Origin of the sequence: Alcaligenes phenolicus (genome assembly GCF_032063905.1) — a bacterium.
In the GTDB taxonomy this organism is placed as follows: domain Bacteria; phylum Pseudomonadota; class Gammaproteobacteria; order Burkholderiales; family Burkholderiaceae_B; genus Alcaligenes; species Alcaligenes phenolicus.
Genome location: NZ_DAMBOE010000008.1, coordinates 147198 through 173402 on the forward strand (window position 1 = coordinate 147198; position 26205 = coordinate 173402).

Below are 26205 nucleotides of genomic sequence, written 5' to 3' on the forward strand. Positions count from 1 at the left end.
CCCTGCTCAACATCACACCAAGCGCTGGCCCAGGAAGTCACCGAAGGCTTCGTAGAAGCCCGTTTCGTTATCCCAAGGAATCATGTGACCGGCATCAAGCACGCGAACGTGCTGAACGCCGGAGGCCAGTTGCTGAATCTCGGCCACATCTTCATCGCGCACCACATCGCCACGCTCGGCGGTCATCAGCAAGGCAGGCACTTTCAGATGCGGGAAGTCGACGTGGATATCGTCGGTGTGGAAACCTTCAAAGCTGGCCAGAATCGCAGGCTCGTGGCAGGTGTGCAGCCACTGGGCACGCAACTGCAATTGCTCTTCGGTCCAGGTCGGGCAGAAGGCACGCATGTCGTCAGCCGTGCAGCCCTTGCGAGCCATCGCCATGGAATCCACGTACCAAGGCAACTTGGAGGGATAAGCGCGACGACCTGGGCCAGACACTGGCGGATCAACCATCACCAGACGATTCAGGCCATCACTATTCTTGTGAGCGGCACGCAAACCAATGCGGGCACCCATGGAATGACCGACCACGATGTAGTCTTTCAGGCCCAAGGCCTGAGCCAGAGCAATCAAGTCATCCGCCTGCGCATCCAGGCTGTAATCCATGCCTTCAGCCGCTTCGCTCAAACCGCGACCACGCACGTCTTGAATGTAGGTATCAAAGTGCTTGCCGAACTGCTCACCCACAAAACCCCAGGTCACCGCCGGGCTGGTAATGCCGGGAACGATGATGACGGCAGGACGCCGGTCACGCCCTCCGACGGAGCCACCAAAACGCAGGTAATGCTGGCGAATACCGTTAGCGTGCACATGAGCGCCATACAAAAATGTGCTCATGCTTAGCTCCGGTCCAGCTTGAACAAACGGGCAGCGTTGCCGTAGCAAACCAGCTCGCGTGTTTTGTCATCCATAGGCGCTGCCTCGATGAAATCAGCGGCCAGCTCAGTGGACTCGTAGGGGTAATCCACCGAGAACAGAACGGCTTCAGCACCCATTTCACCAATTGCGCCCATTAGCGTTGGGGCGGAACAGACACCCGAAGTGGTGATCAGGATGTTGCTGCCGATGTACTCGGAGGGCTTGCGCTTCAAGGTGACACCGTGCGGGTATACCGCAAAGCGGCTGTCATAGCGCCAGCGCTGAAACGGCAAACCTTCACCCATATGACCCAAAATCAACTTCACGTCTGGGCAACGGTCAAACACACCACCGAACAACATGCGCAGCGCGTGAGTGCCGGTTTCCACACCCCAACCCCAGGTTGCACCCATCAGCTCCGGGTGGCCCGTGTAAGCGTGCGGCATTTCATAAGCATCAAAGGGATGCAGATAGAACGGCACATCCAGCTTCTGCACGGTTTCCCAGAAGGCATCATATTCGCGGCCATCGTAGTACACGCCATGCGTGTGACCGTTAACCAAAGCGCCTTTCAAGCCCAGATCCTGCACCGCACGCGTCAATTCCTGCGCGGCAGCAGCCGGGTCTTGCATGGGCAAAGTGGCAAAGCCGCCCAGACGGTCGGGATGGCGAGCAATTTGCTGCGCCAGGAAATCATTGTTCTGACGTGAACGCTCGATAGCGACGGACACATCCTTTTCCACCTGTACCCCAGGGCCGGTCTGCGACAGCACAACGTACTCGATACCGGCACGATCCATCACCTCCAGACGCTGGGCGTCGAAGTCATGCAAACGAGCCATCAGTTCACGCGCGTCGGCACTGTCAATATGTTTGACAAAGGCCTTGGAATAATCCTCAAAGCCAACGGCGTTGAAGTGCTCCTCCAGTGCTATTTTTTTAATACGTTTCACCGTAAATTTTCCCTAAATTATTGATTTAAATAAGGTCAATCGTTTGACCCCCCAACAATATCTATCAGTATGCTGATTATTATTGTTTTCAGCAAGTCGGGAAATCACATATACTTTGGGGCGTGGACAGCGCCTGTAGAAATGACTACAAATCAGAAATCAGGGCTTTTGTTCACGTTAGCGTAGCCCTGCTTTCCTTGTAGACGCCGACCTTGCAGCCGTACCCTTTGCAGGTCGTCCCGCTTTCAGCGTGCTGCCTTGTTGGCAACAGGCTGAAGGCCACTCAATCGATGACTGACTTATCCATGAAGAATCACGCCGAGCTAAAGCAAGAAGAACGACTGGAAGCCGACGAGGCCGAAATCCTGGGTCCAGTGGAAGAAGAAAATGCCGAGCTGTATCGACGCAAACTGTGGTCCCGGCCTGGTTTTCTGGTTCGCCGTCTTAACCAGATTCACTACGCCATGTTTTACGAGGAATGCAAAAGTGACCTCACCCCAGTCCAGCACGGTGTCCTGTCCGTGTTGATGGGTTCACCCTGGCTGGATCAAACCACGATCGGCTACGAGCTGGGGCTGGATCGCACCACCTCGGCCGATGTCATCCGCAGACTGGAAGAAAAAGGTTTGCTGGGACGCCGTATCAACCCCGAAGACCGCCGCTCTCGCCAGACTTACATCACCGAAGCAGGGCTGGCGGCGATGAAGGAAATCAGTGCTGGCATGAACCGCGCCCAGGAACGACTACTGGACCCACTAACCGCCAAGCAGCGCCAAACTTTTATGACCATGCTGACGCGCGTGGTGGAGCACAACAACCAATATGGTCGTGCTGCGCTGAAAAATATGTGAGAAGTTCGCGGGGCCTCAGGCCCCTCGCGCATACCAATCAGGTAGTTCAAAGGCATGCGCTGGCAGCTGGTACAGCTGGCGCAAACTGGCCTGACTAAGCATGTCGCAGGGCTGTCCCTGCGCCAATATGCCCCCATCCCGGTACAAGATGACCCAATCCGCCACGCGAGCCGCATGTTCGGGCTGATGCGTACACAAGAGCACACCCAGGCCCTCCTGACGCAAGTGCGAGACTTGATCCAGCACCCGTAATTGATTCGCGAAGTCCAGGCTGGAAGCGGGTTCATCCATGATCAAAAACTGCGAACGCTGCACCAAGGCCCGTGCAATCACGCACAGCTGGCGCTCTCCCCCGCTGATCTGATCAATGCGCTTTTGGGCCAGATATCCTATCCCCAAACGCTGCAGACAAGTGCCCACCCATTGCCGATCTTGGGCCCGTGGCTGCGTATACCAGGCCAGCTCACTGGCACAGCCCAGCAGGACCCATTGCTCAACCGTGAAAGCAAAAGCAGAGTCCTGCGCTTGCGGCACATAAGCCAGTTGTCTAGCCAAGGCTCGCGCACTCCATTGTTCCAGGGGCTTGCCCTGCACCTTCACCTGCCCTTTCAAAGGCGGCTGCAGACCCAGCAATGTACGCAACAGAGTGGACTTACCGCTGCCATTGGGCCCCAGCAAACACACCACCTGCCCAGCCTGCAAACGCAAATTCAGATTGCTGGCGACTTGCTTGCGCCCGTAGCCCACGGCCAGATCGATGGCTTCCAGACCTTGATCGCTCATCGCTGCCTCCTGCCACGCGCCAGCAGCAGTAAAAAGCCCGGCGCTCCCACCAGGGCGGTAAGCACACCCAAGGGTAGCTCCAGCGTACCTATGCTGCGCGCCAGCGTGTCGGTCAATAACAGAAAGGCAGCACCAACCAGCAAACACACTGGCAGTAGTCGTGAAAAATCAGGGCCGACCAGCAAGCGGGCAACGTGCGGAATCAGCAGCCCTACCCAAGCGATAATGCCCGCCAAGGCGACGCACACCGCTGTCATCAGGGTCGCGCAGACAATCAGCAGGCAACGCAAGGTGGACACCGGCATACCCAGGGAGCGGGCCTCGTCATCTTGCAGGGCCAGGACATTGATACGCCAGCGCAAAAGCCAGACAGGGACGATGCACGCCAATACCATCAGCGCAGCTGGCCACACTTCGTAGGAACGTACGGCGCTCAAGCCTCCCAACAACCAGAAAGTCATGGAGGGCAGTTGAGAATAGGGATCGGCCAGGATCTTGATGAGCGATAAGGCGGCACCCAGCAAGGTGCCCACCGCCATCCCAGCCAGGACCAGTATCAGAATAGGTGGATGATGGCGCAGCATGCGCGCCAGACTCAAGACAATGCCCACCGCTAGCAAGCCGCCAACAAAAGCCGCCATCTGCACGCCGAACAAGGAGAAATTCAAAAAGATGGCCAGAATCGCCCCCAGACCGGCACCCGAGGACACACCCAGAATATCGGGTGAAACCAGTGGATTGCGAAACATGGTTTGATAAGCAGCACCGGCTGTCGAGAGCGCCGCTCCCACCAGCAAGGCCGCTGCAATACGTGGCAGACGCAAATCCCAGACCACACGCACGGCCTGATTCTGTCCGGCTTCCGGGTCGCTGCTAAAACCGGACATCAAGGCGCGCAGCACTTCTGTCCCGGACAAGGGATACGCCCCCTGCCCCAGGGCAAACACCACCAAGACGGCCAGAATCAGCCCCAGCAAAAGCAGCAATAGCCCGTAAGGCAAACTGGCTTTCATGCGCCTTGCTGCGGACCCAGCGGGTCCAGCCCTTGTACCAATCGCTTGACCTGCATCTGGTCCAGGGACATGCCGTAAAAGGCCGAATAGAACGCCTGCAACTCTGAGTACATGCGTGGCATGGCCGCGCTACCTTCCAACAAGGCATTCAGCCAGATCACACCGGCCAGACGATTGATTCCCGGTGGGCCATCCAGCCAACCAAAGGGCAGGGCTGGCACGCGATACAAACGCCCTTCCCTCACCGCCTTGAGCTGACTCCACGGCGCCTGGGTGCGGGCCAGTTCAAAGAAAGCATCATCCTGGGCAAACAGAATATCCGGGTCCCAGGCCAATAATTGTTCGTAGGAAATACGGCCCAGACGATTATCGGTTTTCTCATCACCCATTACCGTCAAGCCGCAAAGCCGCAGCACCTCGGTATGGATGGATTGGCCCATGCCGGTTTCCAGACCATCGTTACCGCGTGCCAGATAGGCTTTCAAGCCTTTGGCTCGGGGTCTGGCAGCTTGATGTGCGCTGTCCAGAATAGCCTGTGCACGCATGGCCAATTGCTGGCCGCGTTCGGCCTGCCCCAGGATATGACCTGCCTGACGCAACTGCGCCGGGCTGTCGTTCAGACGACCATCCAGCAAGACATAGGGCACGCCCGTCTGCTCCTGCACGGACTTGGCGGCAGATTCGTAATAGGGATTCACATCACCTATATCCACGACCATATCGGGCTTCAAGGCCAGCAGGCTTTCCAGGGTCAAGGTACTGCCCCGACCGGCCAGACGGCCAAGATACGGCAAGGAGAAACCAGCGGCATCCATCATGCTGCGCGCAGCAGGAGCCAGCTGAAAAGGCCAACCTGACAGCGTGTGGGGTGCCAGGCAATACACCAGCACCGAAGCGGGCGGACCGGCTGCCACCACCCGGCCAACATGGGCCGGATCGGGCAATTTGCCCGCCACGCTGATATGCAGATTGATCGGGGCGCTGGCTCCCGCCTGCTCAGGCCGGGCCAGCAAACGGGCATGAGGCGCCAAAACCGGCAGTGCCGCCAAGGCACGCAATATGTCACGACGCTTCATCCCGCCCTTCCTCTTTTAACTGCCAATAACAGCACGGCTTTAGAAACGATAGCTTCCACCCACAAACCAGACGCGTCCGGGCATGGGGTAGCCTTCTTTGTATTGGTACAACTTGTCGCCCAGGTTACGCACACCGGCTTCCAGGGTAACGACCGAGTTGGGACGCCAGATACCCTTCAAGCCCAACAAGGCAAAGCCCGGTGTTTTTTCGTAGATCTGATCACCCTTATTGTTTGCATAGGAGTAGTAACGACCACTTTCGGTTTCCACCGAACCCATCACTTCCCACTGCGCAGTGGGCTTCCAGCTCAAGTGAGCAAACAGGCGGTGATTGGGCGTATCCACCAGTTTTACGTCCGGGTCAGACTGGTTGCGGCGATTCAAATACGTGTACGCCAGGCCTGCCGACCAATGAGCAGAAAACTCCTGCTGCAAGGACAGCTCCAGACCCATTTGCCGCGCCTTGCCGACGTTGGTGGCCTGATCACAAAAACCTACTGGACGGTACTTGTCACAACCAGGAGCCTGGATGACGGTGCTTTGAATCATGTCACGCACCTGGCTCAGGAACAGCGCCGAATCCAGCTGAGCGCCTTCCCAGGGTTGGCCACGCAAGCCCAGTTCGTAATGAATGGCGTGCTCGGGTTTCAGATCCGGGTTGGGTTGGGCGTAACCCATGCGGCTGGAGTAGCGATCTTTAATCGTGGGGAAACGAGTCTTGTAGGCCACACTGCCGTAGACCTGCATGGCCTCGCTCCAGTCGTAACCCAGTTCCAGCAAGCCGTTGGTGGCATCGGTATCGCCGGTTTCAAAGTTGTGCGCTTCTTTGGCCTTGCGACGCTCGTGGCTGGCACCCACACGCAACTGCCACAGCTCACCCAAGGCGATGCGGTCCTCAAACGCCAGAGACGTGGTCACGTCCTTGTAGTGCTCGGTGCCCGATGACTTGGGGTCACGGTGCTGATCTTCCTTGTAGTGCAAGGCGAAATGCAGCTCGTGATTATCCAGGCTGGTGTTGACCCACTCCAGGGCAGCACCACGGGTACGGTCCGTGTACTCGCTGGTCGGGCCAGTCAGGGTCGCGTATTGACCATCGCTATACATATCCAGACCGTTCTTGTACTTGTCTTCGTACACGCGGGTCTTGATGGTGTTGCTCTCGCCAATCTGGGTAGAGCTCAGAAAGTACAGGCTTTCCTTGTCCCAGTATGGCCAGCGCCAGTAGCGTTGACCCAGCTTGGCATCGTTCACGCCGGTGTAGACCGGATTGTCTTTCTGACCTTTCTGGTTCACGTAGCCAATGACGTATTCATCCGTCGCATTGGGGGTGATACCCAGTTTGAAGGACGCTTTCTTGTCCATTTGCGAAGCATTGCTGCGCATGCCGCCGGTATCGGTAGGACGTGCTTTTTGATCTTCAAAGCCACGGCCCAAGGGGAAGGTACGCTCGCCCGACCAGGACAGGCCAGCTTGCAAGTACCAGGAGCCCTGGTTGGTGCCCACGTTCAAGGCACTGTAGCGTTGATCGCCCGTAGCGTAACCGGCGCGGAACTCGCCTTCAAATTCCTTGACCGGCTTGCGGGTAACCAGGTTGATGGCACCACCCATGATATTGGGGCCATACAGTAAGGAAGCTGCGCCCTTGGCCACGCGAATTTCGCTCAGGTCCATGGTGGTGAAACGGGTAAAGTCCACATAGCCGTCGTACGGCACGTACTGTGGAATACCGTCAAGAAACAAGGGCACCTGACGAGAGTCGAAACCACGCACATAGACCATCTGTTCGTTACGGGCACCGCCCGCCGACACGGTCACGCCGGGTTGCACACTAACGGCGGCACCCACATCGCGCAAATCAAAAGCCTGCATTTCTTTCTGGCTGACTGCGCTCTCCCCCAAAGGAGCCTCGCGATCCAGGCTGGACTGAACAACCACTTTGCCCAGCTGAAACACGCGGTCATTGTTTTCCTGAGCATGAGCCTGGCTAACTGCCAAGGCCCCCATCATGCTCAAGACCAATGCGCGCGGCACAAAACAGACGGACTGATGACGCGCTGCTGTGGCGCGTTTGGACTGATGTCTCATTCCCCTTCCCTATTCGATCTTTCTAATTGATTTATGAACTGACGCCACACAAAGATGCAGCACAAAAAAAAACGGACCCCAAGGGGCCCGTAAATAGAACCCATCATCGAGCGATGAGTGATGGTTCTTTCGAAAACACCGATATATAGTAAAGCATATAGCGAGAGATGACAACCAGCCAGAAACTTTAAGGTTCAGGTTTTCCCGTCTTCCCAATTTGCGGCTTCTCGCCAACAATACGGCTGTACTGAGCATTCCTATCAAAATGCTGCCAGCAAAGTGCCTGCACAAACAGGCATCAAAACGATCCCAAGACATCTGGACCCGCGCAAATACTGGCGCAAATCCACAGGAGCACAATTTATGTTTAAAGCCATGACGCGCGGTTCGGTCCGCCTGGTTGAACGCTATCTACCCGATCCGTATATTTTCGTCATCCTGCTCACACTGATTGCCGGTATTGCGGCAATGGCGTTTGAGCAACGCTCTCCCATGGAGATCATCCAATATTGGGGTAACGGCTTTTGGGGTCTACTGACCTTTGCCATGCAAATGCTGCTGGTCTTGCTGACCGGTCACATGCTGGCCAGCACGCCACTGGTAAAAAGCTGGTTGCGTGGCCTGGCCTCGCTAGCCCGTTCGGCTGGTTCCGCCATCATTCTGGTGACCCTGGTATCGCTGGCGGCCAGCTGGATCAACTGGGGTTTCGGCCTGGTGGTCGGCGCCCTGTTCGCCAAAGAACTGGCTCGTCAGGTCCGTGTGGACTACCGCTTGTTGGTTGCCAGTGCCTACTCGGGCTTTCTGGTCTGGCACGGTGGCCTGGCCGGTTCTGTACCACTGACCATTGCCACCTCGGGCCACTTCTCTGAAGACAAGATCGGCATCATCAGCACCTCCGACACCATCTTTGCCTTCTTTAACCTGGCCATTGTGATCGCCCTGTTCATCCTGGTGCCGCTAATCAACCGCTTGATGCTGCCCAGTGACAAGGAAAGCATTTACGTCGATCCCAAGCTGCTGGAAGACACGCCGGACGACGTCAAGCAAACCACTGATCGTCCAGCAGACCGTCTGGAAAACAGTCGTCTGATCTCCATCGTGATTGGTGTCGCTGGCCTGGCCTACCTGTTTGACTACTACGTGCTGCGTGGTGCGACCCTGAACCTGAACGTAATCAACTTCACGTTCCTGATTCTGGCCATCTTGCTGCACGGGACTCCACGTCGTCTGCTGAAAAGCCTGGATGAAGCCATTCGTGGCGGTGCCGGGATTGTGATTCAGTTCCCCTTCTACGCAGGCATCATGGCCATCATGATCGACTCCGGTCTGGCTGCCAGCCTGTCCGAGTGGCTGGTGTCCTTTGCCACTGCTACCACCCTGCCCTTCTGGACCTTCATGAGCGCCGGTCTGGTCAATATCTTTGTGCCCTCGGGCGGTGGCCAGTGGGCGGTACAAAGCCCGGTCGTGATCGCTGCTACTCAGGCTCTGGATGCTGATATGGCCCGCACTGCCATGGCCGTTGCCTGGGGTGACTCCTGGACCAATATGCTGCAGCCTTTCTGGGCCTTGCCGGTATTGGCTATTGCCGGTCTGAAAGCCAAGGACATCATGGGCTTTTGCCTGATTCAGCTGATTGTCTCGGGTATCGTCATTTCGATTGGTTTGACCTGGTTGTAAGACAGGCTGGGATGCTTTCATCACACATCGCATCCTGACTGGCAACAAAAAACGCCCCGTGAATATCCATGGGGCGTTTTGCATTGAGCAGGCTGCAATCAGCCCAAGCATCAGCAAGACGCAAACAAGCCGCCACAAAGAAGGGCAATGACGATATGAGGGGGAATGAAATGAAGGTGGAGATGGTGGGCGGTACAAGGTTCGAACTTGTGACTTCCACCGTGTGAAGGTGGCACTCTACCACTGAGTTAACCGCCCGGAGCTTTAAAGAACTACAAAAGCTGCGAAGAAAAAAACTATAGCATGGCCCTGATTGATTTACAAGTTCAGGGCCAGCTCTTTTCTTAAATAATTACTCCGTTGCCGGGTTGAGCATCTCACGCCACATGGGCGGCTTCTTGTTCTGCTTTTCCAGCACGTCCATGTATTTCTCATGCTCGGCCTGATCGGCTTCGGACGCGCGCAGCACTTTCAGCACGCTGGCGTCAAACTTGCCCAGGCTCAGATTGCTGCCATCCCCACCTTGCCCATCAGACTCGTCAAAGTCCATCAGCAAGGCGTCCTGGCCACGGGTCATGGCCAACCAAACATCAGCCAGCAATTCCGAGTCCAGCAAAGCGCCGTGCAAGGTACGGTGGGAGTTGGAAATGCCGTAGCGTTCGCACAAGGCATCCAGGGAGTTCCGTTTGCCGGGGTGCATTTCCCGCGCCACCAACAAGGAGTCGGTGATGCTGTCGCAGTACTGCGAGAATGGGCCTTTACCTACCTTTTGCAGCTCAGCATCCAGAAAGCGTGTATCAAAAGAGGCGTTATGAATAATGACTTCCGCACCCTGCACAAAATCCAGCACCTGATCAACCACGTCCTTGAAACGTGGATGGCCGGACAGAAATTCCGTGGTCAAGCCGTGAATCGCCAAAGCTTCGGGGTCAGAGTCCCGGTCCGGGTTTAGATACAAGTGCAGATGGCGGCCCGTCAATTTACGATTGAACAGCTCTACCCCGCCCACTTCAACAATGCGGTGTCCCTCACGAGGCTCCAGACCGGTGGTTTCAGTATCCAGAATAATTTGACGCATTCACTTTCCCTACAAATTCAATCACAGTAATGGCACTCGACAAGGAGGCTATACAAACAGCTTCCCCGCAGACCTGCACTACAGGTTTAGACAGAGGCCTCGGGCTTATCAATCAATTCCAGTTGCTTGTCCTGCCCTTCTTTCTTGCCAGCGATCAGGGTGTAGGCCACGGGCACCACAAACAAGGTCAGCAAGGTTCCCAGGGACAAACCGCCCACCAGCACCCAACCAATCTGCTGACGGGATTCAGCACCCGCCCCGGAGGCATACGCCAGCGGCAAGACCCCCAGCACCATGGCGCCGGTTGTCATCAAGATGGGGCGCAGGCGCATCTCGCAAGCGCGCACCACGGCATTGTACAAACTGGCCCCCGCTTCGCGTTGCTGGGTGGCAAATTCCACAATCAAGATACCGTGTTTGGTGATCAAGCCCACCAGGGTAATCAAACCAATCTGACTATAAATGGACAAGGTTCCGCCCGACAGCCACAGAGCCAGCAAGGCCCCCGTCATGGACAAGGGCACGGACAGCATGATGATGAGCGGATTGCGCCAGCTTTCAAACTGCGCGGCCAGCACCAGATAAATAAAGGCCAGGGCCATCAGGAAGACCAGATAGATACTGCCCGAGGAATCCCGGAACTCGCGCGACTGGCCATCCAGGTCTGTCTGCACCGTTTCCGGCAAGGTCTTGCGAGCCACCTCATTCATGTGTTCGAGCACTTCACCCAAGGCATAGCCGGGGGCCACCGATGCTTCCACTATGACCGCCCGCAAGCGATTGAAGTGGTTCAGCGATTGAGGCGATACGCTCTCGCGCACATTCAGGAAGTTGGAGGCCTGCACCATGCCACCGTCTTTGGTGCGCACGTAAATATCCAGAATGTTTTGCGGGCTGGAACGAGCCTGCTTGTCCACCTGCACAATCACGTCGTACTGCTCGCCATCGCTCTTGTAGCGCGTGACCTGACGCCCGCCCAGCATGGACTCCAGAGTGCGGCCCACGGCCTCCACCGATACGCCGGTGTCGGCCAGCTTGTCACGGTCTACATCAATACGGATTTCCGGTGTGTTCAAGCGCAAGTCCGTATCCACGTTCAACAGCCCTGGATAGTCTCGCAGCTCAGCCAGAAAACCGTCCACAATCTTGGCCAGCTCCGGATACGGTGCCTGGCTCATGATCACAAACTCCACTGGCTTGGAAGTGGCCCGCTGTCCCAAAGACGGCGGGTTAGTGGGGAAAGCACGCGCACCGGGAATGGCGGAAAAATGCGGTTGCAGTTCACGCGCAATGGATTGCTGATTACGTGTGCGCTCCTCCCACGGCTTCAAGCGCAAAATTGCAAAGGAATCGGTGACGGTAGGGAAACCAATAATGGACTGATACCCCTCTGTCTCCGGTATGCCGCGATATAGCTCTTCCACCCGCTCCACATTGCGCAAGGTGTAATCTAGCGTGGCGCCTTCGGGCGAATTCACAATCCCGAAAATCACACCTCGGTCTTCAATCGGAGCCAGTTCGCTTTTGATGACCGTAAACAGCAGCCCACTGGTCGCGGCAACGGCCACACCAATAAACAGGACCAGAAAACGCCAGCGCAAGGCGCGAATCAGGATACGACGGTAGCCTCGTGTCAGCCAGACCAGGAAATTCTCGATACCCTGACTGACGCGGCCCACTTTCGCACCATGCGGGCGCAACATGCGAGAGCACATCATGGGCGTCAGGGTCAGGGCCACGAAACCGGACACCAGCACGGCAGCCGCCAAGGTCAGGGCAAACTCAATGAATAATCGCCCGGTACGGCCTGTGGCAAAAGCCAGTGGTGCATACACCGCAACCAGAGTCAGCGTCATGGCAATCACGGCGAAGGCAATTTCACGCACACCCAAAAAGGCAGCCTGCATGGCCGTCTTACCCTCTTCGATATGGCGGTACACGTTCTCCAGCACCACAATCGCATCGTCCACCACTAGGCCAATCGCCAGCACCATGGCCAGCAAGGTCAGCGTGTTGATGGAAAAGCCCAGCATGTACATGATGGCGAAAGCCCCGATCAGGGAGATCGGAATCGTCACAATGGGAATCACACTGGCGCGGAAACTGCGCAGGAAAAACACAATCACCAGCACCACCAGCAAGATGGCCTCGGCAATGGTGGTGTACACCGAATCAATGGATTTCTGAATGAAGATGGAGCTGTCGTAAGACACGGACAGCTTCATATTGCCCGGCAAGCTTTCGTTGATGCGCTCCACTTCTGCTCGCACGGATTTGGACAGATCCAGCGGGTTGGCTGTGGACTGTTTGGTCACACCAATATTCAAACTGTTTTGCCCATTGAATCGGGCCAGTACCCGTTCCTCGGCAGGCCCGATACGCACGTCGGCAATATCGGAGATGCGCACCGGATAACCGGCTGCCTGACTGATGATGATGTTGCGAAATTCCTCGGGCGTTTCCAGGTCGGTGGAGGAAACCACGGAAAACTCGCGGGCATCGGACTCAATACGACCCGCTGGAATCAGCACGTTCTGTTTGCGCAGAGCATCTTCCACATCCTGCACGGTCAGTTGGTAGGCCCCCAGGCGGGTGCGGTCCAGGTCGATACGCATGGCGGGCAAACGCTCGCCAAACACGCGCACTTCGGCGGCTCCCGGCAAGACGGACAAGCGCGTTTTAATGTAGCGGTTGATGTAGTCCGAGGCCTCCAGCATGCTGTAGTCGCCGGTATCCACACCTACATAAATAATCGGGGTGGAGTCTGCCTCCACCTTATTGATGATGGGCTCGTCCACTTCGTCGGGCAGAAAACGTCGGGCACGCGATACCTTGTCGCGCACATCGGCGGCAGCGGCATCGGGGGCCCGGTCCAAGTTGAATTTAATGTTGATCAGGCTGCGCTCGGAACGGCTGCGTGAAGTCATCACGTTCACGCCCTCGATCCCGGACAACTGATCTTCAAGAGGCTTGGTCACCTGGGACTCGATCACCTCCGGTGAGGCCCCTTTATAGTTGGTGATGACGGACACTACCGGCTCGTCAATAGCGGGGTATTCGCGTACGGTCAGGCGTTCATAGGAAATGAAACCGACCAGCACAATCACCAAAGACAGAACCGTGGCAAATACCGGGCGACGGATACATAAGTCAGAAAGAACCATGATTCCATCCTATTGCTGCGGCTGTGTTTGGACGTCGATCACTTCCTGAATATCGACCGGCACTCCATCACGAACCTTTTGCAGCCCAGCCACCAGCACATTGTCGCCCGCTTTCAGATCACCTGTGACTTGTACCCAGCCCTGCTCGCGTACCCCAACCTGCACCTGACGGCGCTCTGCCCGGCCGTCTTTCACAATATAGATGTACTGATCCTGCCCCGAAGGAGCCAAGGCAGTTTCAGGCACCATCAAGGCCTGATAACGCGATAGCTCAAGGCGTACACGGCTGAACAAACCGGGGCGCAGAGCGCCATCTTCATTCGGCACCTGAGCGCGCAGCAAAATGGAACGACCAGCCGTGTCCACCGCCGGGCTGACAGCCAGCACCGAGCCATGGCGGGTTTCGCCCAGGAAGGCGTCAAAGCGCAGTTCGACCGGCATGCCGGCCTTCACATCGGCCAGATATTGTTCAGGGATACGGAAGTCCACGTTCAAGGTCGAAACCGCTTCCAACTGCACCAGGTCCGTGCCCGGCCCCACATAGTCACCCACCGAGACATTACGCAAGCCGGTCACACCATCAAAGGGGGCACGGATACGGGTCTTGTCCAGCTGCACACGCGCCAATTGCACTTCGGCTTGCTGAACGGCCAAGCGGCTACCGGACTCGTCTTTGGCCTGCTGGCTGATAAAGCCCTGACGGCTCAACTCCGAAGAACGCTTGTGCTGACTATTGGCCAGATTCAAATTTGCCTGTGCCTGATTCAATTGGGCCTGCGCCATGGCCGGGTCCAATTGAATCAGGAGCTGGCCTTTCTTGACGGGCTGGCCTTCTTCAAAACTGATCGCTGAAATACGACCACTGATCTCGGGCCGCAGCACAACTGACTCTCTGGCCACCAGGGTTCCCACCGCCGCCACGTCACGAATCAACTCACTTTGCCGCACGGGCAGCACTTCCACCCGCGTGGCATCAGACTGCGCCCAAATGGGGCTGCTACTGACAAACAGTACAAGAAACAGAGAAAAAATCGTGGGACGCAGCGTGGAAATCATGGGCGGCTTATCCTGACCGGCCAGGCCGGTGAAGCTGTCTGACAAAATATGACGGGTGGCTAATAGTACTATCAGCGGGCTACAACTCTGCCCAAGATCTTATAATTGCCTGGCGATTTCCACCCCTTCATTGGCCAACTGATCCGCACGCTCGTTACCGGGATCACCCGCATGGCCACGCACCCATAACCAGGTCAGCTCATGTTTTGCGGCCTGCTGCTCCAACTCCTGCCACAGGTCGGCATTCTTGACAGGCTTTTTGTCGGCAGTGCGCCAGCCGCGGGCTTTCCAGCCGGGCAACCATTCGTTCATGCCTTTTTGTACGTACTGCGAATCGGTGTGTACCCGCACCTGGCAAGGGCGTTTCAAGGCTTTGAGTGCCTCGATCACGGCCATCAGTTCCATACGGTTGTTGGTGGTATTGGCCTCGCCACCGCAAATGGCTTTTTCACGTCCGCCATGACGCAACAAGGCGCCCCAGCCCCCCAAACCGGGGTTGCCCTTGCAGGCACCATCGGTCCAAATATCGACAACATCAGTCATGTCTTGCTAATTCCTTCATCGGCAGCGCGTCCAGCAACCACCATAGGCCGACGCACACGCCGACGGTTTTTCTTCCACTTGGGCCCGACCATACGCAAGGCAGGCGTGCGTTTGACCGCACTAATCATATAGACGGCCCCCGCAAAGCTCCACCAGCGCGCACCGCTTTGCTCCATCCAGGACCAGCGATCCAGCCAGGACTGCTGACGGCACAACGGTGCATAACAGCCCATCTGCGTGCTTTGCACATCAAAGGACAAGAGCTTCAACCAGTCGCGCAAGCGCGAGGGTGACATTACATCTCCCGGCAAGGTAGGCGTGCCCCGCTCCAGACCCGGAATCCAGTCGTGGGCACCCCACAAACTCAAGGGGTTGAAACCCGTCAGGAGAATGCGCCCTTCTGGCACCAGAACGCGCTCGGCCTCTCGCAACACCTGGTGCGGGTCGCTGGCGCTTTCCAATGTATGAGGCAGGATTAAAAGATCAATGCTTTGCGTATCAAAAGGCAGATGCTCGGGTTCGGCATAAACCAGGTTCTTCTGCTGAGCGGGCAAGACGCCGGCCTGAGCCGTACATACCTTGCAGGAGATGCGACTATGCGCCAGGAGGTCCCAATGCGGCAATCCAATTTGTATGGCATGATACCCGAAGGTGTTGACCACCTCCGCATCGATTCCGGCTTGTTCCCAAGCCCGCACATATCGCCCCGGTACGGTTTCCAACCACTGGGCAAATTGATCATTCAAAGTCTGCTCCACTGGCGCTCTCTCCCTCTACCATGATGAATGCATTTACCTGGCCTGTGCCAAGCGATGTTCGCCTGATTCCACTACCAGCCCTGAACGACAACTATATATGGGCTTTAAGTCGAAACGGTCATGCCCTGGCTGTGGACCCCGGCCAGGCCGCCCCGGTTCTGGATTGGCTGGAACGCGAGTCCTTACAACTGGATGCCATTTTACTGACACACCACCACGGTGACCACGTTGGGGGTGTCATGGATATCCTGGCCAAGCACCCGGCTCGCGTCTGGGGCCCCGCCCACGAGCGTCTGCCCGCCTGTGACGTGCGTGTCGGCCAGTCCGACAAGGTCGATTTACCCACTCTGGAACTGACGCTGGACGTGCTGGATATTCCCGGCCATACCGCCGGGCACGTTGCGTACTTTGGTCAAAATGAGGTAAAACAGCCCTTTGTTTTCTGTGGTGATACCTTGTTTGCTGCTGGTTGCGGACGCCTGTTTGAAGGCACCCCGGCACAAATGACGGATTCCCTGGGCAAGTTGGCAAAACTGCCATCGGACACCCTGATCTGCTGTGCGCACGAATACACTTTATCCAATTTACGCTGGGCTCTACAGGTAGAGCCGGACAATCCCCAACTGCATGAACGTTGGGAACAGGATAATCTCAAGCGTCAGCAAAACTTGCCTACGGTGCCCTCCACCTTGAAAACAGAATTGGCTACCAATCCATTTCTGCGTTGCGAGACGACTGCTGTTATCAAGGCTGCCGAGCACCATGCTGCCCAGTCCCTTAATAATCCTGTCGAGGTATTTGCCAGCCTGCGCGACTGGAAAAACAATTTCTGAAGATTCCGCAATGAACCTAATGAGACTTTTTGCGCTGCTATGCGCTTTCGTGCTGGCAGGCTGCGCCACAGGCCCCAAGGTCAGCCCTCAAAAAGCCGCCAAGACCTCCACCAGCATTGCCGCCGATACGTCTCGCACCATTGATCTGACCCACCCACCCAAAGACGCGTGGGACCGGATGCGCCGGGGTTTCTCCATCCCCAACCTGCATACCGATCTGGTTGATTACTGGACCAATTACTACGCTTCGCACCCCGAATCCATCCGTACCATGAGTCAGCGCGCCTCGCGCTATCTGTACCACATCATGGACGAACTCGATGCCCGCGGCCTGCCTTCCGAACTGGCCTTGCTGCCTTTTGTGGAAAGCGCCTATAACCCCGTCGCCTATTCGCGCTCCCATGCGTCCGGTCTGTGGCAGTTCATCCCCAGCACCGGCACACAGTACAAGCTGGAGCAGAACTGGTGGGTAGATCAGCGCCGTGACCCGGTCGAGTCCACTCGCGCTGCTTTGGACTACCTGTCTTACTTGTACGAGTTCCAGGGCGACTGGTATTTAGCCCTGGCCTCCTACAACTGGGGTGAAGGTTCGGTACGCCGCGCCATGGAGCGTAACGAACAGGCCAACCTGGATGTTGACTACTTATCATTGAAGATGCCGGACGAAACGCGTAATTACGTCCCCAAGCTGCAAGCAATCAAGAATATCGTAGCCAACCCGGAGCGTTATGGCATTACCCTGCCCCCAGTCAGCAACACACCGTATTTCACGGCCGTGCGCAAGAACAAGGACATTGACGTAGCCCTTGCTGCCGAGCTGGCTGAAATCTCCGTGGACGAGTTCAAGGCCTTGAACGCTGCCCACAATCGCCCCACAATCCCTGCCGATCGCGGCACCTTGCTGCTGCCCGCCAACAAGGTGGACATTTTCAATGCCAATCTGGCGGCCTATCAAGGCAAGCTCAGTAACTGGAAAGCGTACCAATCCAAGCGCGGCGAAAGCTATCTGTCCATTGCCCAGCGTCACGGCATTACCTTGTCGCAGCTGCGCTCCATCAACGGTTTGGGTAGCAAGAGCACCAAGGCCGTGGCCCAGACACTATTGGTGCCCAGCACCACCTTGGGTGAAGGCAGCCTGCAACTGGCTTCTCTGACCAATACACCTGCCGCCCCGGTAGCGCAAAGCACACGCCGTGCTCGTACGCAAACGGCCAGCGTCAACCGCAAGAATGACACTGTTGTTTTGCGTCGCGGCGCCAATGTGCGCACCCATACGGTTCGACAGGGCGATACACTTTACGCCTTGGCCAAACGGTACGACACTTCGGTGGCAGAACTGCGACGCCTGAACAATATCAAAGGCAGCTCTCTTTCCAGGGGGACACGTTTGCGTGTTCCCGGTTCCAATATTCGTGGCTAAGTCCACCCACTAATTACATAAAGGATTTTCAGCATGGGTTTCCTGCAAGGAAAACGCATCCTGGTCACAGGCGTCCTCTCGAATCGCTCTATTGCTTACGGGATTGCGCAAGCATGTCGCCAACAAGGTGCTGATATTGCCCTGACTTATGTGGGCGAGCGTTTTAAAGAACGTGTTGAAGGCTTTGCCGCAGAACTGGGCACGGATATCGTACTGCCCTGTGACGTGTCCGAAGACGATCAGATCGAACAAGCCATGGCCTCGCTGGGCGAGCGCTGGGACGGTCTGGACGGTTTGGTGCACTCCATCGGTTTTGCTCCTCGCGAAGCCATTGCGGGCAACTTCCTGGACGGTCTGTCGCGTGAATCGTTCCGCGTCGCTCACGACATTTCGGCCTACAGCTTTCCCGCACTGGCCAAGGCTGCCCTGCCCTTGCTCAAAGGTCGCAAGAGCTCGGTGCTGACCCTGACCTACCTGGGCGCTGAAAAAGCCATTCCCAACTACAACACCATGGGCGTGGCCAAAGCTGCGCTGGAAGCCTCCGTGCGTTACCTGGCGGTGGCTCTGGGCGAGTACGGTATTCGTGCCAACGCCATCTCGGCCGGTCCTATCAAGACCCTGGCAGCCAGCGGTATCAAGGACTTCTCCACCATTCTGAAATTTGTAGAGACGCACGCTCCCTTGCAGCGCAACGTCACCATTGAAGAAGTGGGCAATGTGGCCTCCTTCCTGATGTCCGAATTGGCCAGCGGTATCACAGGCGAAATCACGCACGTTGACGCGGGCTTTAACTGCATCGTTCCGGGTATGCAGGAGTAAGGCTTCACGCTTTGATGGGAATAAAAATAGCGGCCAAGGCCGCTATTTTCTTGCTCAGAAACTTCCAGACAAAACCTGCGCAGCTTGGTATGTGTCGCTGGGATGGGACCCGAACAAAGCCTGCCCAATCCTGCTAAATCCTGTCACAGGCCAATCAGGCAGGACAGACAGCCCTGTAAGGCTCTAGCGAATCAATCACCCTGCGCTCCCTCTTCCACAAAGTCGCTACGCAAAATACCATGCCGCTGCAGCTTGTCGTAAAAGGTTTTGCGCGGGATACGCAGATCCTGCAAGGTCGCCTTGATATCGCCACGGTGGCGTGCCAGCGCCTGACGTATCTGCTGCGACTCGAACTGCTCCATGCGGGCGGGCAGGCTCAGGTCCTCGTTCTCCAGCTCCTTGATCTCCGGGTGCTGCACACCCAGCACTTCACGTTGCGCAAAGTGCGCCAGCTCGCGCACATTGCCCGGCCAGTGATGTGACTGCATATAGGCCAGGCTGCGCGCATCGGGCATCTTTTGCGGCATCCCGTACTTCTTGGCAGCCAGCGCCGCGAAGTGGGCGAACAGCATGGGGATGTCCTCCTTGCGCTCTCGCAAAGGTGGCAGACGCAAGGTGACCACGTTGAGTCGGTAATACAAATCGGCGCGGAAGTTCGCACGCTGGGCGGGGTCGGACAAATCCACCTTGCTGGCGGCAACGACGCGGATATCTACCGGGTGCTCTTCGTTGGAACCCAAAGGAGTCACGCAGCGGGTTTCCAGCACACGCAGCAAGCGCACCTGCGCAATCATGGGCATGCTTTCGATTTCATCCAGAAACAGCGTGCCCCGATGCGCATGCTCAACACTGCCTACACGTCTGCGCTGCGCGCCGGTGAATGCCCCAGCTTCGTGACCGAAGAGCTCGCTTTCAATAATGGTTTCAGGCAAGGCACCACAGTTCAGCGCCACAAAACGATGCTGTGCTCGGGCGCTCCAGCGGTGCAGCAACATGGCCACCACTTCCTTGCCTGTGCCAGTTTCCCCTTCCACCAGCACATCCACATCGGACTGTGCCAGATGCCGCAAGGTAGTGCGTAAATTGACCATGACCTCGGAATTACCCAGGAGCGCCGGGCCTTGGCCATCCTCGTCCAGTTCTTCGCGCAAGGCACGGTTTTGCAGAACCAGACTGCGCTGCATGGCGGCATGACGTATTACCGTCAGCAGGCGTTCGGCCTGATAGGGCTTGGTCAGAAAATCAAAGGCGCCATCGTGCATGGCCTGTACGGCCATATCAATATCGCCGTGGCCGGTAATCAGCACGACGGGTTGCTCGGGATCGCGAGCATGCAAAGCCTGCATCAGCGCCAGCCCGTCCATGCCCGGCATACGAATATCCGTCACCACCACGCCGGGGTAATCCTTGGGCAAGCGGCTCAAGGCCTCCTGCCCGCTGGCACAGGCCACCACTTTCAGGCCCGCCAGTTCCAGACTTTGCACCACGGCGGCACGCAAGTCCGCATCATCATCAACAAACGCGACTTCCATTCTTATCTCTCTCCCTGGCCCAGCTCGCTATCGGCATTGCGCAGCACGATATGGAACGTGGCACCACCCAGGCGCGAAGGCCCTTCTTCCAAACGGCCACCCAGGGCCGCCACAATATCGTGCGAGATCACCAGCCCCAAGCCCACGCCTTGGCGACGACTGGAGCTAAAGGGGGTAAACAGGCGCTGGCGGATTTCCGCACTCAGGCCGGGGCCGTTGTCGGAAACCACAATGCGCACATGCTGCTGCTCGCTCATGACTTCAATACGAATACGCCCCTGACGGCTCCCTTCCAGAGCATCAAGCGCGTTACGCAGTAAATTCACCAGAACCTGTTCCAGGCGTACCGGCAAAGCCCATACACGCACAGATTCGTTCACGCCTTCCAGCTCCAGATCTACGCCCTGTGTCCTTGCCCGGTGTTCCAGCAACTGCCAGGCACTGTCCACGGCTGAGCGTACCCGTACCGGGCCCTCCTGTTCTTGTGGCTTGCGAGCGTAATGACACAACTGGGAGGTGATGCTGCCGATGCGTTGGGTCAATGTCTGGATACGAGACAGGTTCTGCCGGGCCGTTTCCGTCTGGCCCTGATCCAGCAAACGCAAGGTGTTGTCGGCATAGACCTCAATCGCCGCCACGGGCTGGTTGATTTCGTGAGCGACACCAGCCGTCACCTGCCCCAGAAAGGACAGTTTCTCGGCCTGCTCCAATTGCTCACGCAGATCGCGCGCACGCGACCGGGCTTCTTGCAGGGCCTGCATCTCCTGTTCCAGGCGGCGACGCGCCACCTGCAACTGGGCGGTGCGGGACTCCACCGCTTCTTCAAGTGCATCACGCAGCAACTCCTGCCGCGCCTGGGCTTCTCGTCGCTGTTGACTGCGTTGCAGCGCCAAGGCCGTCAGCACCAGCGCCGCGAATAACAGTCCCATCACCGTCAGACGGGATTGAAAGGCCTGGGTCTGCAACGCGGCATCCATAGGAGCCATCGCGTGCAAAGTCCAATCACTGCCTGCGACTGGCTGCTGCACATGCAAAAAGCGCTCCTGCCCCAGTGTCCAGAAGGAGGCCCGTTCGCCGGAGTCTGACATGCTCAAACCCACCGGCTCCAAAGGCTCGTCACCAAACTGCTGGCTGGCCCGCAGCTTGGCCAGTTGATCCGGTGCAGCTTGATCCAGGCTATGCAAGCGCCAGCCTGGCTCACCGCTTAGCAGGATCACGCCATTGGGATCGCTTACAAACATGCGATCACCGTAACCTTCCCATTCTTTTTCCAGCAGATCGAATATCAGCTTGATGACGACCACACCAACCGGCTTGCCATCCTGATCTTGCACCATGCGTGAAATGTACAAACCCGCCTTGCCGCTGGCAGTTCCCAAGGCAAAGTATTCCGCATGCCCCTGCTCCAGGGCTTTGGTGAAGTAAGGACGGAAACCGTAGTGATTGCCCACGAAGCTGTCGGGCTCCTGCCAGTTACTGGACACCAGCGTCTGCGAATGAATATCCAGCAGGTACAGAACAGGAGCGCCCGTATCTTCGGCCAATTGCTCAAACTTGCGGTTCAGGGCATCGGCATCGCCGTAGGCTGGGTTGCCCATCAGGTACTGGCGCAAAGCCTCGTCCTGGGCAAGAGCAAAGGACAGCGTGCGGAATTTGTCGCGAATCGTCCTGATCCAGCCGGCATTACCGCGCATCAAGGAATCAAGCCGCTGTTCGCTTTGTGCCAGCAATCGAGCCGTGCCCAAATCGGCCGAACGCCAGAAGGCAAACAGCCCCAGCACGACGGCCAAGCCCAACAGCAGCAACCATTCGAGCCTGAAGCGCCGCCGCATGCTCGAAGAAACCGGAATGGAGTTCATGAAACCTGTGCGAAATATCGCCAAAAATTAGTAATGCCTGTGCGGATTTTCGCACACATAAGCAGATAGCGGGGAAGTCTCCTGTCCGCAAGCCGCTTATTTACTGGTTTTCTGCCGGCGAACAGATTGGCACGGATGTTGCTTTAGTCATGAGCTTATGGGCCGGGACAAGGATTCCGGCGAGCTTAAACCGCCTGCCCACACACAATTCCAAGCAGGCCACCAGCTGACTGCCAGGTCGGCTACATCAAGTCACGGAGACGACATCATGATGGATATAAGCACAGGAGACCGTTCGGTACCGCAGATCGTCAAAATCAAGTGGTATCGGATTTTGTACGTACAGGTCATCATCGCCATCACTATCGGGATTTTGCTGGGCCATTTCTACCCCTCGCTGGGCGAGAGCATGAAGCCTTTGGGCGATGCCTTCATCAAGCTGGTCAAAATGATTATTGCGCCCGTCATTTTCCTGACGGTAGCCACCGGCATTGCCGCCATGACAGACCTGCAAAAAGTGGGCCGCGTGGTGGGCAAGGCCATGATTTACTTTCTGACCTTCTCCACGCTGGCCCTGATTGTAGGCTTGGTGGTCAGCAATATCGTGCAGCCCGGCCACGGCATGAACATTGACCCCAGCACCCTGGACCCCAGCTCTATCCAGGGCTACGTGCAGCAAGCCCATGACAGCACGCTGACAGGCTTTTTGATGAACATCATCCCCGCCACCCTGATCAGTCCCTTTACCGGCGGCGACATCCTGCAGGTACTGTTTGTGGCCGTGCTGTTTGGTATTGCTCTGGCCGCTGTGGGCGATCACGGCAAACCCGTGCTGAAACTGCTGCAAGCCTTGATGACGCCTGTTTTCAAGCTGGTTGCCATCCTGATGAAAGCCGCTCCCATCGGGGCCTTCGGTGCCATCTCTTTCACTATCGGTAAATACGGGATTGAATCCGTATCCAGCCTGGCGCTACTGGTGGTGACTTTCTACGTCACCTCTGTGCTGTTTGTGCTGATCATTCTGGGTGCTGTGGCACGCTACAACGGCTTTTCCATCACCAAGCTGATCCGCTACATTCGCGAAGAACTGCTGCTGGTGCTGGGTACCAGCTCCTCGGAAGCGGCTTTGCCTACCTTGATGCAGAAGATGGAACGCGCCGGGTGTGCCAAGTCGGTTGTGGGCCTGGTTGTACCTACCGGCTACTCCTTCAACCTGGACGGCACCAATATCTACATGACCATGGCGGCCCTGTTCATCGCCCAGGCTTGTGATATTCCACTGACCTTGCAGCAGCAGGTTCTGCTATTGCTGGTTGCCATGCTCAGTTCCAAAGGCGCGGCGGGTGTGACGGGGGCCGGTTTTATCACCTTGGCGGCTACTCTGTCCGTGGTGCCTTCGGTACCTATCGCTGGCATGACGCTGATCCTGGGGATTGACCGCTTCATGTCCGAATGCCGTGCGCTGACCAATCTGGTGGGCAATGCGGTTGCCACCATTGTGGTTGCCCGCTGGGAAGGCGAACTGGATGCCGATCAACTCAACAGCGCCATGAATGGCGAGCTGCCACCACTGGATACCAGTGTCACCTTGCATCAGCGTGGTGACATGGCGATTCCCGCACAAGAGGCCAGCGAGCCACGTGCGACCGTTGCTGCCTGATTCGGGCACTTAAAAAACAAGGCCGGTTCTCAATTGAAAACCGGCCTTTTGCTTGCCTGCTTGTTCCTGCGAACCTGCTCCTGCAGGCTCGTTCCGGCCATTTCGCTTTAGCTTCTTGAGCCTGTCACTGACCGCCCTGAAGGGAGGAAAAATGCCGTCGATAAATCGCTCAAACGCCCGGCAAATCACTGAGTAAGCGTCACGCGCTCCAACAGCCACAGCATCGACTGCTGAAAACTTGTTCGATCAGGCCGAAGGAAAACGCACTATCTCGCTCTCTGGAGTCCAGGCGGGATATTTATCCATGATGCTCACGAACAAGGGGCTTGTCTGAAACTTCAACAGCCAGGCTGACAAGGCTGACCAGGGCTGGGCATCAAACCAGGCCCGATCCACCTGTGCGAATTGCCGCACAAACGGTGCAATCGCCAAATCGGCTAGACACGGGCGCCGGCCCATCAAATAGCCCTGCTCCTCAATACGTGCATTCAACCCCATCAATTGTTCGCTGGCCTGTGCCCGGTGCTGGGCCGAGAAACTGGACTCATCGATGAAGGCTTCGTCATCCGTATGACGGTCCGGGTACTTGTAGCAATCCAGATGCTTCTTGAATGGCCCATCATTGGCCGCAACCAGGGCCAGCATTTGCTCGGTGCTGCCTTTTTCAGGCTGCAAATAATTCTGGGGGTCCTGAATGCCCAGGGCCCAATGCATGATATCCAGGCTCTCGTCGATGACCTTGCCATCAGGCAGGACCAACACGGGCACAGTGGCCTTGGGAGAAGCCAGGCGCAGGGCCTCGGGTTTGTCGCGCAGTACAACTTCGCGCAACTGACAAGTTACGCCGCTGGCCGCAATAGCCAGCCGTGCCCGCATGGCATAGGGGCAACGGCGAAAGGAATACAAAATGGGCAGATCAGATAAGGACATGCTCGATACCGTTAAAAAGCCGCGCCGCAGGCACGGACTTAAAGCGCTGGCGTTCATGCAAAGCGCCCTTCTGTAGCAGAAGGGCGGACTATAAACGACGCAGCGCCAGAATCAAGCTAGTAGAGGTAACACAGTGGCCCGATCTGGGCTAGGCGTCCTTGCCTTGCTGAGCCAGCAGGCGTTGCTCTTCCGCCTTGCGGCGGGCGGCTTCACGGCGCTCGGTCAACTCGTCCATGCTGACGCCAATGTGACGCTCTTCACGCTCGCGCGCCAAGGCCACTTGCTTTTGACGCTCACGGAAACGCTCGATCTGCTCGGGGGAACTGTGGCCGTGGCAGTAGGGACAGCTGACACCTTCTTCGAACTGAGGCGAGGCTTTTTCCTCTTCGCTGATAGGCATGCGGCAAGCACGACAGAAGTCGTAATCACCGGGTTCCAGACCGTGACGCACCGATACGCGCTCGTCGAACACAAAGCAGTCACCATCCCACAGGCTTTCTGCCGCTGGAATCTCTTCCAGATATTTCAAAATGCCGCCTTGCAGGTGGTAAACCTGATCAAAGCCTTGCGAACGCATGAAGGCCGTGGATTTTTCACAGCGGATACCGCCGGTACAGAACATGGCCACGCGCGGTTTGCCATGCAAGACACCACCTTCCTTGGACTGCTCGGCCACCCACTGAGGAAACTCGGTAAAGCTTTGGGTCTTGGGGTTGATGGCACGGTTAAAAGTGCCAATACCCACTTCGTAATCGTTGCGGGTATCCACCACCACCACGTCCGGATCGCTGATCAGGGCATTCCAGTCTTCGGGAGCAACGTACTCGCCCACCATCTCGGCGGTTTTCAGATCCGGTACGCCCAGGGTAACGATCTCTTTTTTCAGCTTCACCTTGAGGCGGTAAAACGGAGCCTTGTCGGCATAGGACTCTTTATGCACCAGGCCAGAAATACGTGGATCGGAGTTCAGATACGCCAAGACGGCACGAATACCCTCCTGAGGGCCGGCAATCGTGCCGTTAATCCCTTCGCGCGCCAGCAACAGCGTGCCCTTGACCTCGTGCTGCTCGCAAAAAGCAAACAAGGGGTCGCGCATTTGGGCGAAATCGGGCAATTCCACGAACTTATATAAAGCCGCGATCAGGTAGGTAGACATAGGTAAACGAATTCTCTGGATAGAAGCGGTGGCGCAGCCCGCAGGCGGTAGGACAGCGTAGGCCATCGTACACTATACGCGACTGATACCCCTTGGGCCTT

21 protein-coding genes and 1 tRNA gene are annotated in these 26205 nt (G+C 57.0%); 6 read left to right on the forward strand and 16 right to left on the reverse strand.

Annotation, left to right across the window (positions count from 1 at the left end):
* Window positions 1-12: 12 nt before the first annotated feature.
* On the reverse strand, window positions 13-837 hold the full coding sequence (locus tag U2949_RS15940) for an alpha/beta fold hydrolase (protein ID WP_321288758.1): 825 nt from the start codon (window positions 835-837) through the stop codon (window positions 13-15).
* Window positions 838-839: 2 nt separating this feature from the next.
* Entirely contained in the window at window positions 840-1811 is a 972-nt protein-coding gene (locus U2949_RS15945; RefSeq protein WP_026485442.1) for an amidohydrolase family protein, read from the reverse strand.
* Between the two features lie 290 nt (window positions 1812-2101).
* Between U2949_RS15945 and U2949_RS15950 the strand changes: the two genes are divergently transcribed.
* Entirely contained in the window at window positions 2102-2662 is a 561-nt protein-coding gene (locus tag U2949_RS15950) for a MarR family winged helix-turn-helix transcriptional regulator (RefSeq protein ID WP_009460842.1), read from the forward strand.
* Window positions 2663-2677: 15 nt separating this feature from the next.
* Here U2949_RS15950 and U2949_RS15955 read toward each other — a convergent pair whose 3' ends face one another.
* The 4 genes from U2949_RS15955 to U2949_RS15970 are packed head-to-tail and all read right to left on the reverse strand — an operon-like array spanning window position 2678 to window position 7619.
* Window positions 2678-3445 carry an ABC transporter ATP-binding protein gene (locus U2949_RS15955; protein ID WP_321288763.1) on the reverse strand — a complete coding sequence of 256 codons (768 nt, stop codon included), beginning with the start codon at window positions 3443-3445 and terminating at the stop codon, window positions 2678-2680.
* A complete protein-coding gene (locus U2949_RS15960) occupies window positions 3442-4458 on the reverse strand; it encodes a FecCD family ABC transporter permease (protein ID WP_321288765.1) in 1017 nt (338 codons plus the stop codon). The genes U2949_RS15955 and U2949_RS15960 overlap by 4 nt, the downstream gene beginning before the upstream one ends.
* Window positions 4455-5534 carry an ABC transporter substrate-binding protein gene (locus U2949_RS15965; RefSeq protein ID WP_321288767.1) on the reverse strand — a complete coding sequence of 360 codons (1080 nt, stop codon included), beginning with the start codon at window positions 5532-5534 and terminating at the stop codon, window positions 4455-4457. The genes U2949_RS15960 and U2949_RS15965 overlap by 4 nt, the downstream gene beginning before the upstream one ends.
* Before the next feature lie 39 nt (window positions 5535-5573).
* Window positions 5574-7619: a TonB-dependent receptor plug domain-containing protein gene (locus tag U2949_RS15970; RefSeq protein WP_321288769.1), complete on the reverse strand. Its 2046-nt coding sequence runs from the start codon at window positions 7617-7619 to the stop codon at window positions 5574-5576.
* 363 nt (window positions 7620-7982) lie between these two features.
* Here U2949_RS15970 and U2949_RS15975 point away from each other — a divergent pair, with 363 nt between their 5' ends.
* Complete coding sequence (locus U2949_RS15975) at window positions 7983-9296, forward strand: short-chain fatty acid transporter (RefSeq protein WP_026485438.1); 1314 nt, start codon at window positions 7983-7985, stop codon at window positions 9294-9296.
* A gap of 183 nt (window positions 9297-9479) precedes the next feature.
* On the opposite strand, the gene U2949_RS15980 is transcribed toward U2949_RS15975, so the two are convergent.
* The 6 genes from U2949_RS15980 to U2949_RS16005 all read right to left on the reverse strand — a co-directional run bounded on the left by U2949_RS15980 (window position 9480) and on the right by U2949_RS16005 (window position 15895).
* Window positions 9480-9554 (reverse strand) — tRNA-Val (locus U2949_RS15980).
* A 94-nt stretch (window positions 9555-9648) separates the two neighbouring features.
* Window positions 9649-10374, reverse strand: a complete 726-nt coding sequence (dnaQ, locus tag U2949_RS15985; protein WP_009460833.1) for a DNA polymerase III subunit epsilon — start codon at window positions 10372-10374, stop codon at window positions 9649-9651.
* An 86-nt stretch (window positions 10375-10460) separates the two neighbouring features.
* On the reverse strand, window positions 10461-13538 hold the full coding sequence (locus tag U2949_RS15990; RefSeq protein WP_009460831.1) for an efflux RND transporter permease subunit: 3078 nt from the start codon (window positions 13536-13538) through the stop codon (window positions 10461-10463).
* A gap of 9 nt (window positions 13539-13547) precedes the next feature.
* Entirely contained in the window at window positions 13548-14594 is a 1047-nt protein-coding gene (locus U2949_RS15995) for an efflux RND transporter periplasmic adaptor subunit (protein ID WP_321288774.1), read from the reverse strand.
* A gap of 99 nt (window positions 14595-14693) precedes the next feature.
* Window positions 14694-15137, reverse strand: coding sequence for a ribonuclease HI (rnhA, locus tag U2949_RS16000; RefSeq protein WP_022983314.1), 444 nt, complete (start codon window positions 15135-15137; stop codon window positions 14694-14696).
* Window positions 15134-15895, reverse strand: a complete 762-nt coding sequence (locus U2949_RS16005; RefSeq protein WP_035273499.1) for a class I SAM-dependent methyltransferase — start codon at window positions 15893-15895, stop codon at window positions 15134-15136. The genes rnhA and U2949_RS16005 overlap by 4 nt, the downstream gene beginning before the upstream one ends.
* A 23-nt stretch (window positions 15896-15918) precedes the next feature.
* Here U2949_RS16005 and gloB point away from each other — a divergent pair, with 23 nt between their 5' ends.
* From gloB to fabI, 3 genes are read left to right on the forward strand one after another with little or no spacing between them, the layout of a single operon-like run.
* Entirely contained in the window at window positions 15919-16728 is an 810-nt protein-coding gene (gene gloB / locus U2949_RS16010) for a hydroxyacylglutathione hydrolase (protein ID WP_407654201.1), read from the forward strand.
* A gap of 10 nt (window positions 16729-16738) precedes the next feature.
* Window positions 16739-18148: a transglycosylase SLT domain-containing protein gene (locus tag U2949_RS16015; protein WP_026485385.1), complete on the forward strand. Its 1410-nt coding sequence runs from the start codon at window positions 16739-16741 to the stop codon at window positions 18146-18148.
* A gap of 33 nt (window positions 18149-18181) precedes the next feature.
* Window positions 18182-18967, forward strand: a complete 786-nt coding sequence (gene fabI / locus U2949_RS16020; RefSeq protein WP_026485384.1) for an enoyl-ACP reductase FabI — start codon at window positions 18182-18184, stop codon at window positions 18965-18967.
* A gap of 191 nt (window positions 18968-19158) precedes the next feature.
* On the opposite strand, the gene U2949_RS16025 is transcribed toward fabI, so the two are convergent.
* A complete protein-coding gene (locus tag U2949_RS16025) occupies window positions 19159-20499 on the reverse strand; it encodes a sigma-54-dependent transcriptional regulator (protein WP_257723653.1) in 1341 nt (446 codons plus the stop codon).
* 2 nt (window positions 20500-20501) lie between these two features.
* Window positions 20502-22358 (reverse strand): sensor histidine kinase, encoded by a 1857-nt coding sequence (locus tag U2949_RS16030; RefSeq protein WP_257723654.1) that lies wholly within the window; start codon window positions 22356-22358, stop codon window positions 20502-20504.
* Window positions 22359-22626: 268 nt separating this feature from the next.
* Here U2949_RS16030 and U2949_RS16035 point away from each other — a divergent pair, with 268 nt between their 5' ends.
* Window positions 22627-24018, forward strand: coding sequence for a dicarboxylate/amino acid:cation symporter (locus tag U2949_RS16035; protein WP_257723655.1), 1392 nt, complete (start codon window positions 22627-22629; stop codon window positions 24016-24018).
* A 246-nt stretch (window positions 24019-24264) separates the two neighbouring features.
* Here the strand turns inward: U2949_RS16035 and U2949_RS16040 are convergent, their stop codons facing one another.
* Window positions 24265-24948: a glutathione S-transferase gene (locus U2949_RS16040; protein WP_321288785.1), complete on the reverse strand. Its 684-nt coding sequence runs from the start codon at window positions 24946-24948 to the stop codon at window positions 24265-24267.
* A 148-nt stretch (window positions 24949-25096) separates the two neighbouring features.
* Entirely contained in the window at window positions 25097-26104 is a 1008-nt protein-coding gene (trhO, locus tag U2949_RS16045; protein WP_022983316.1) for an oxygen-dependent tRNA uridine(34) hydroxylase TrhO, read from the reverse strand.
* Between the last annotated feature and the right edge of the window lie 101 nt (window positions 26105-26205).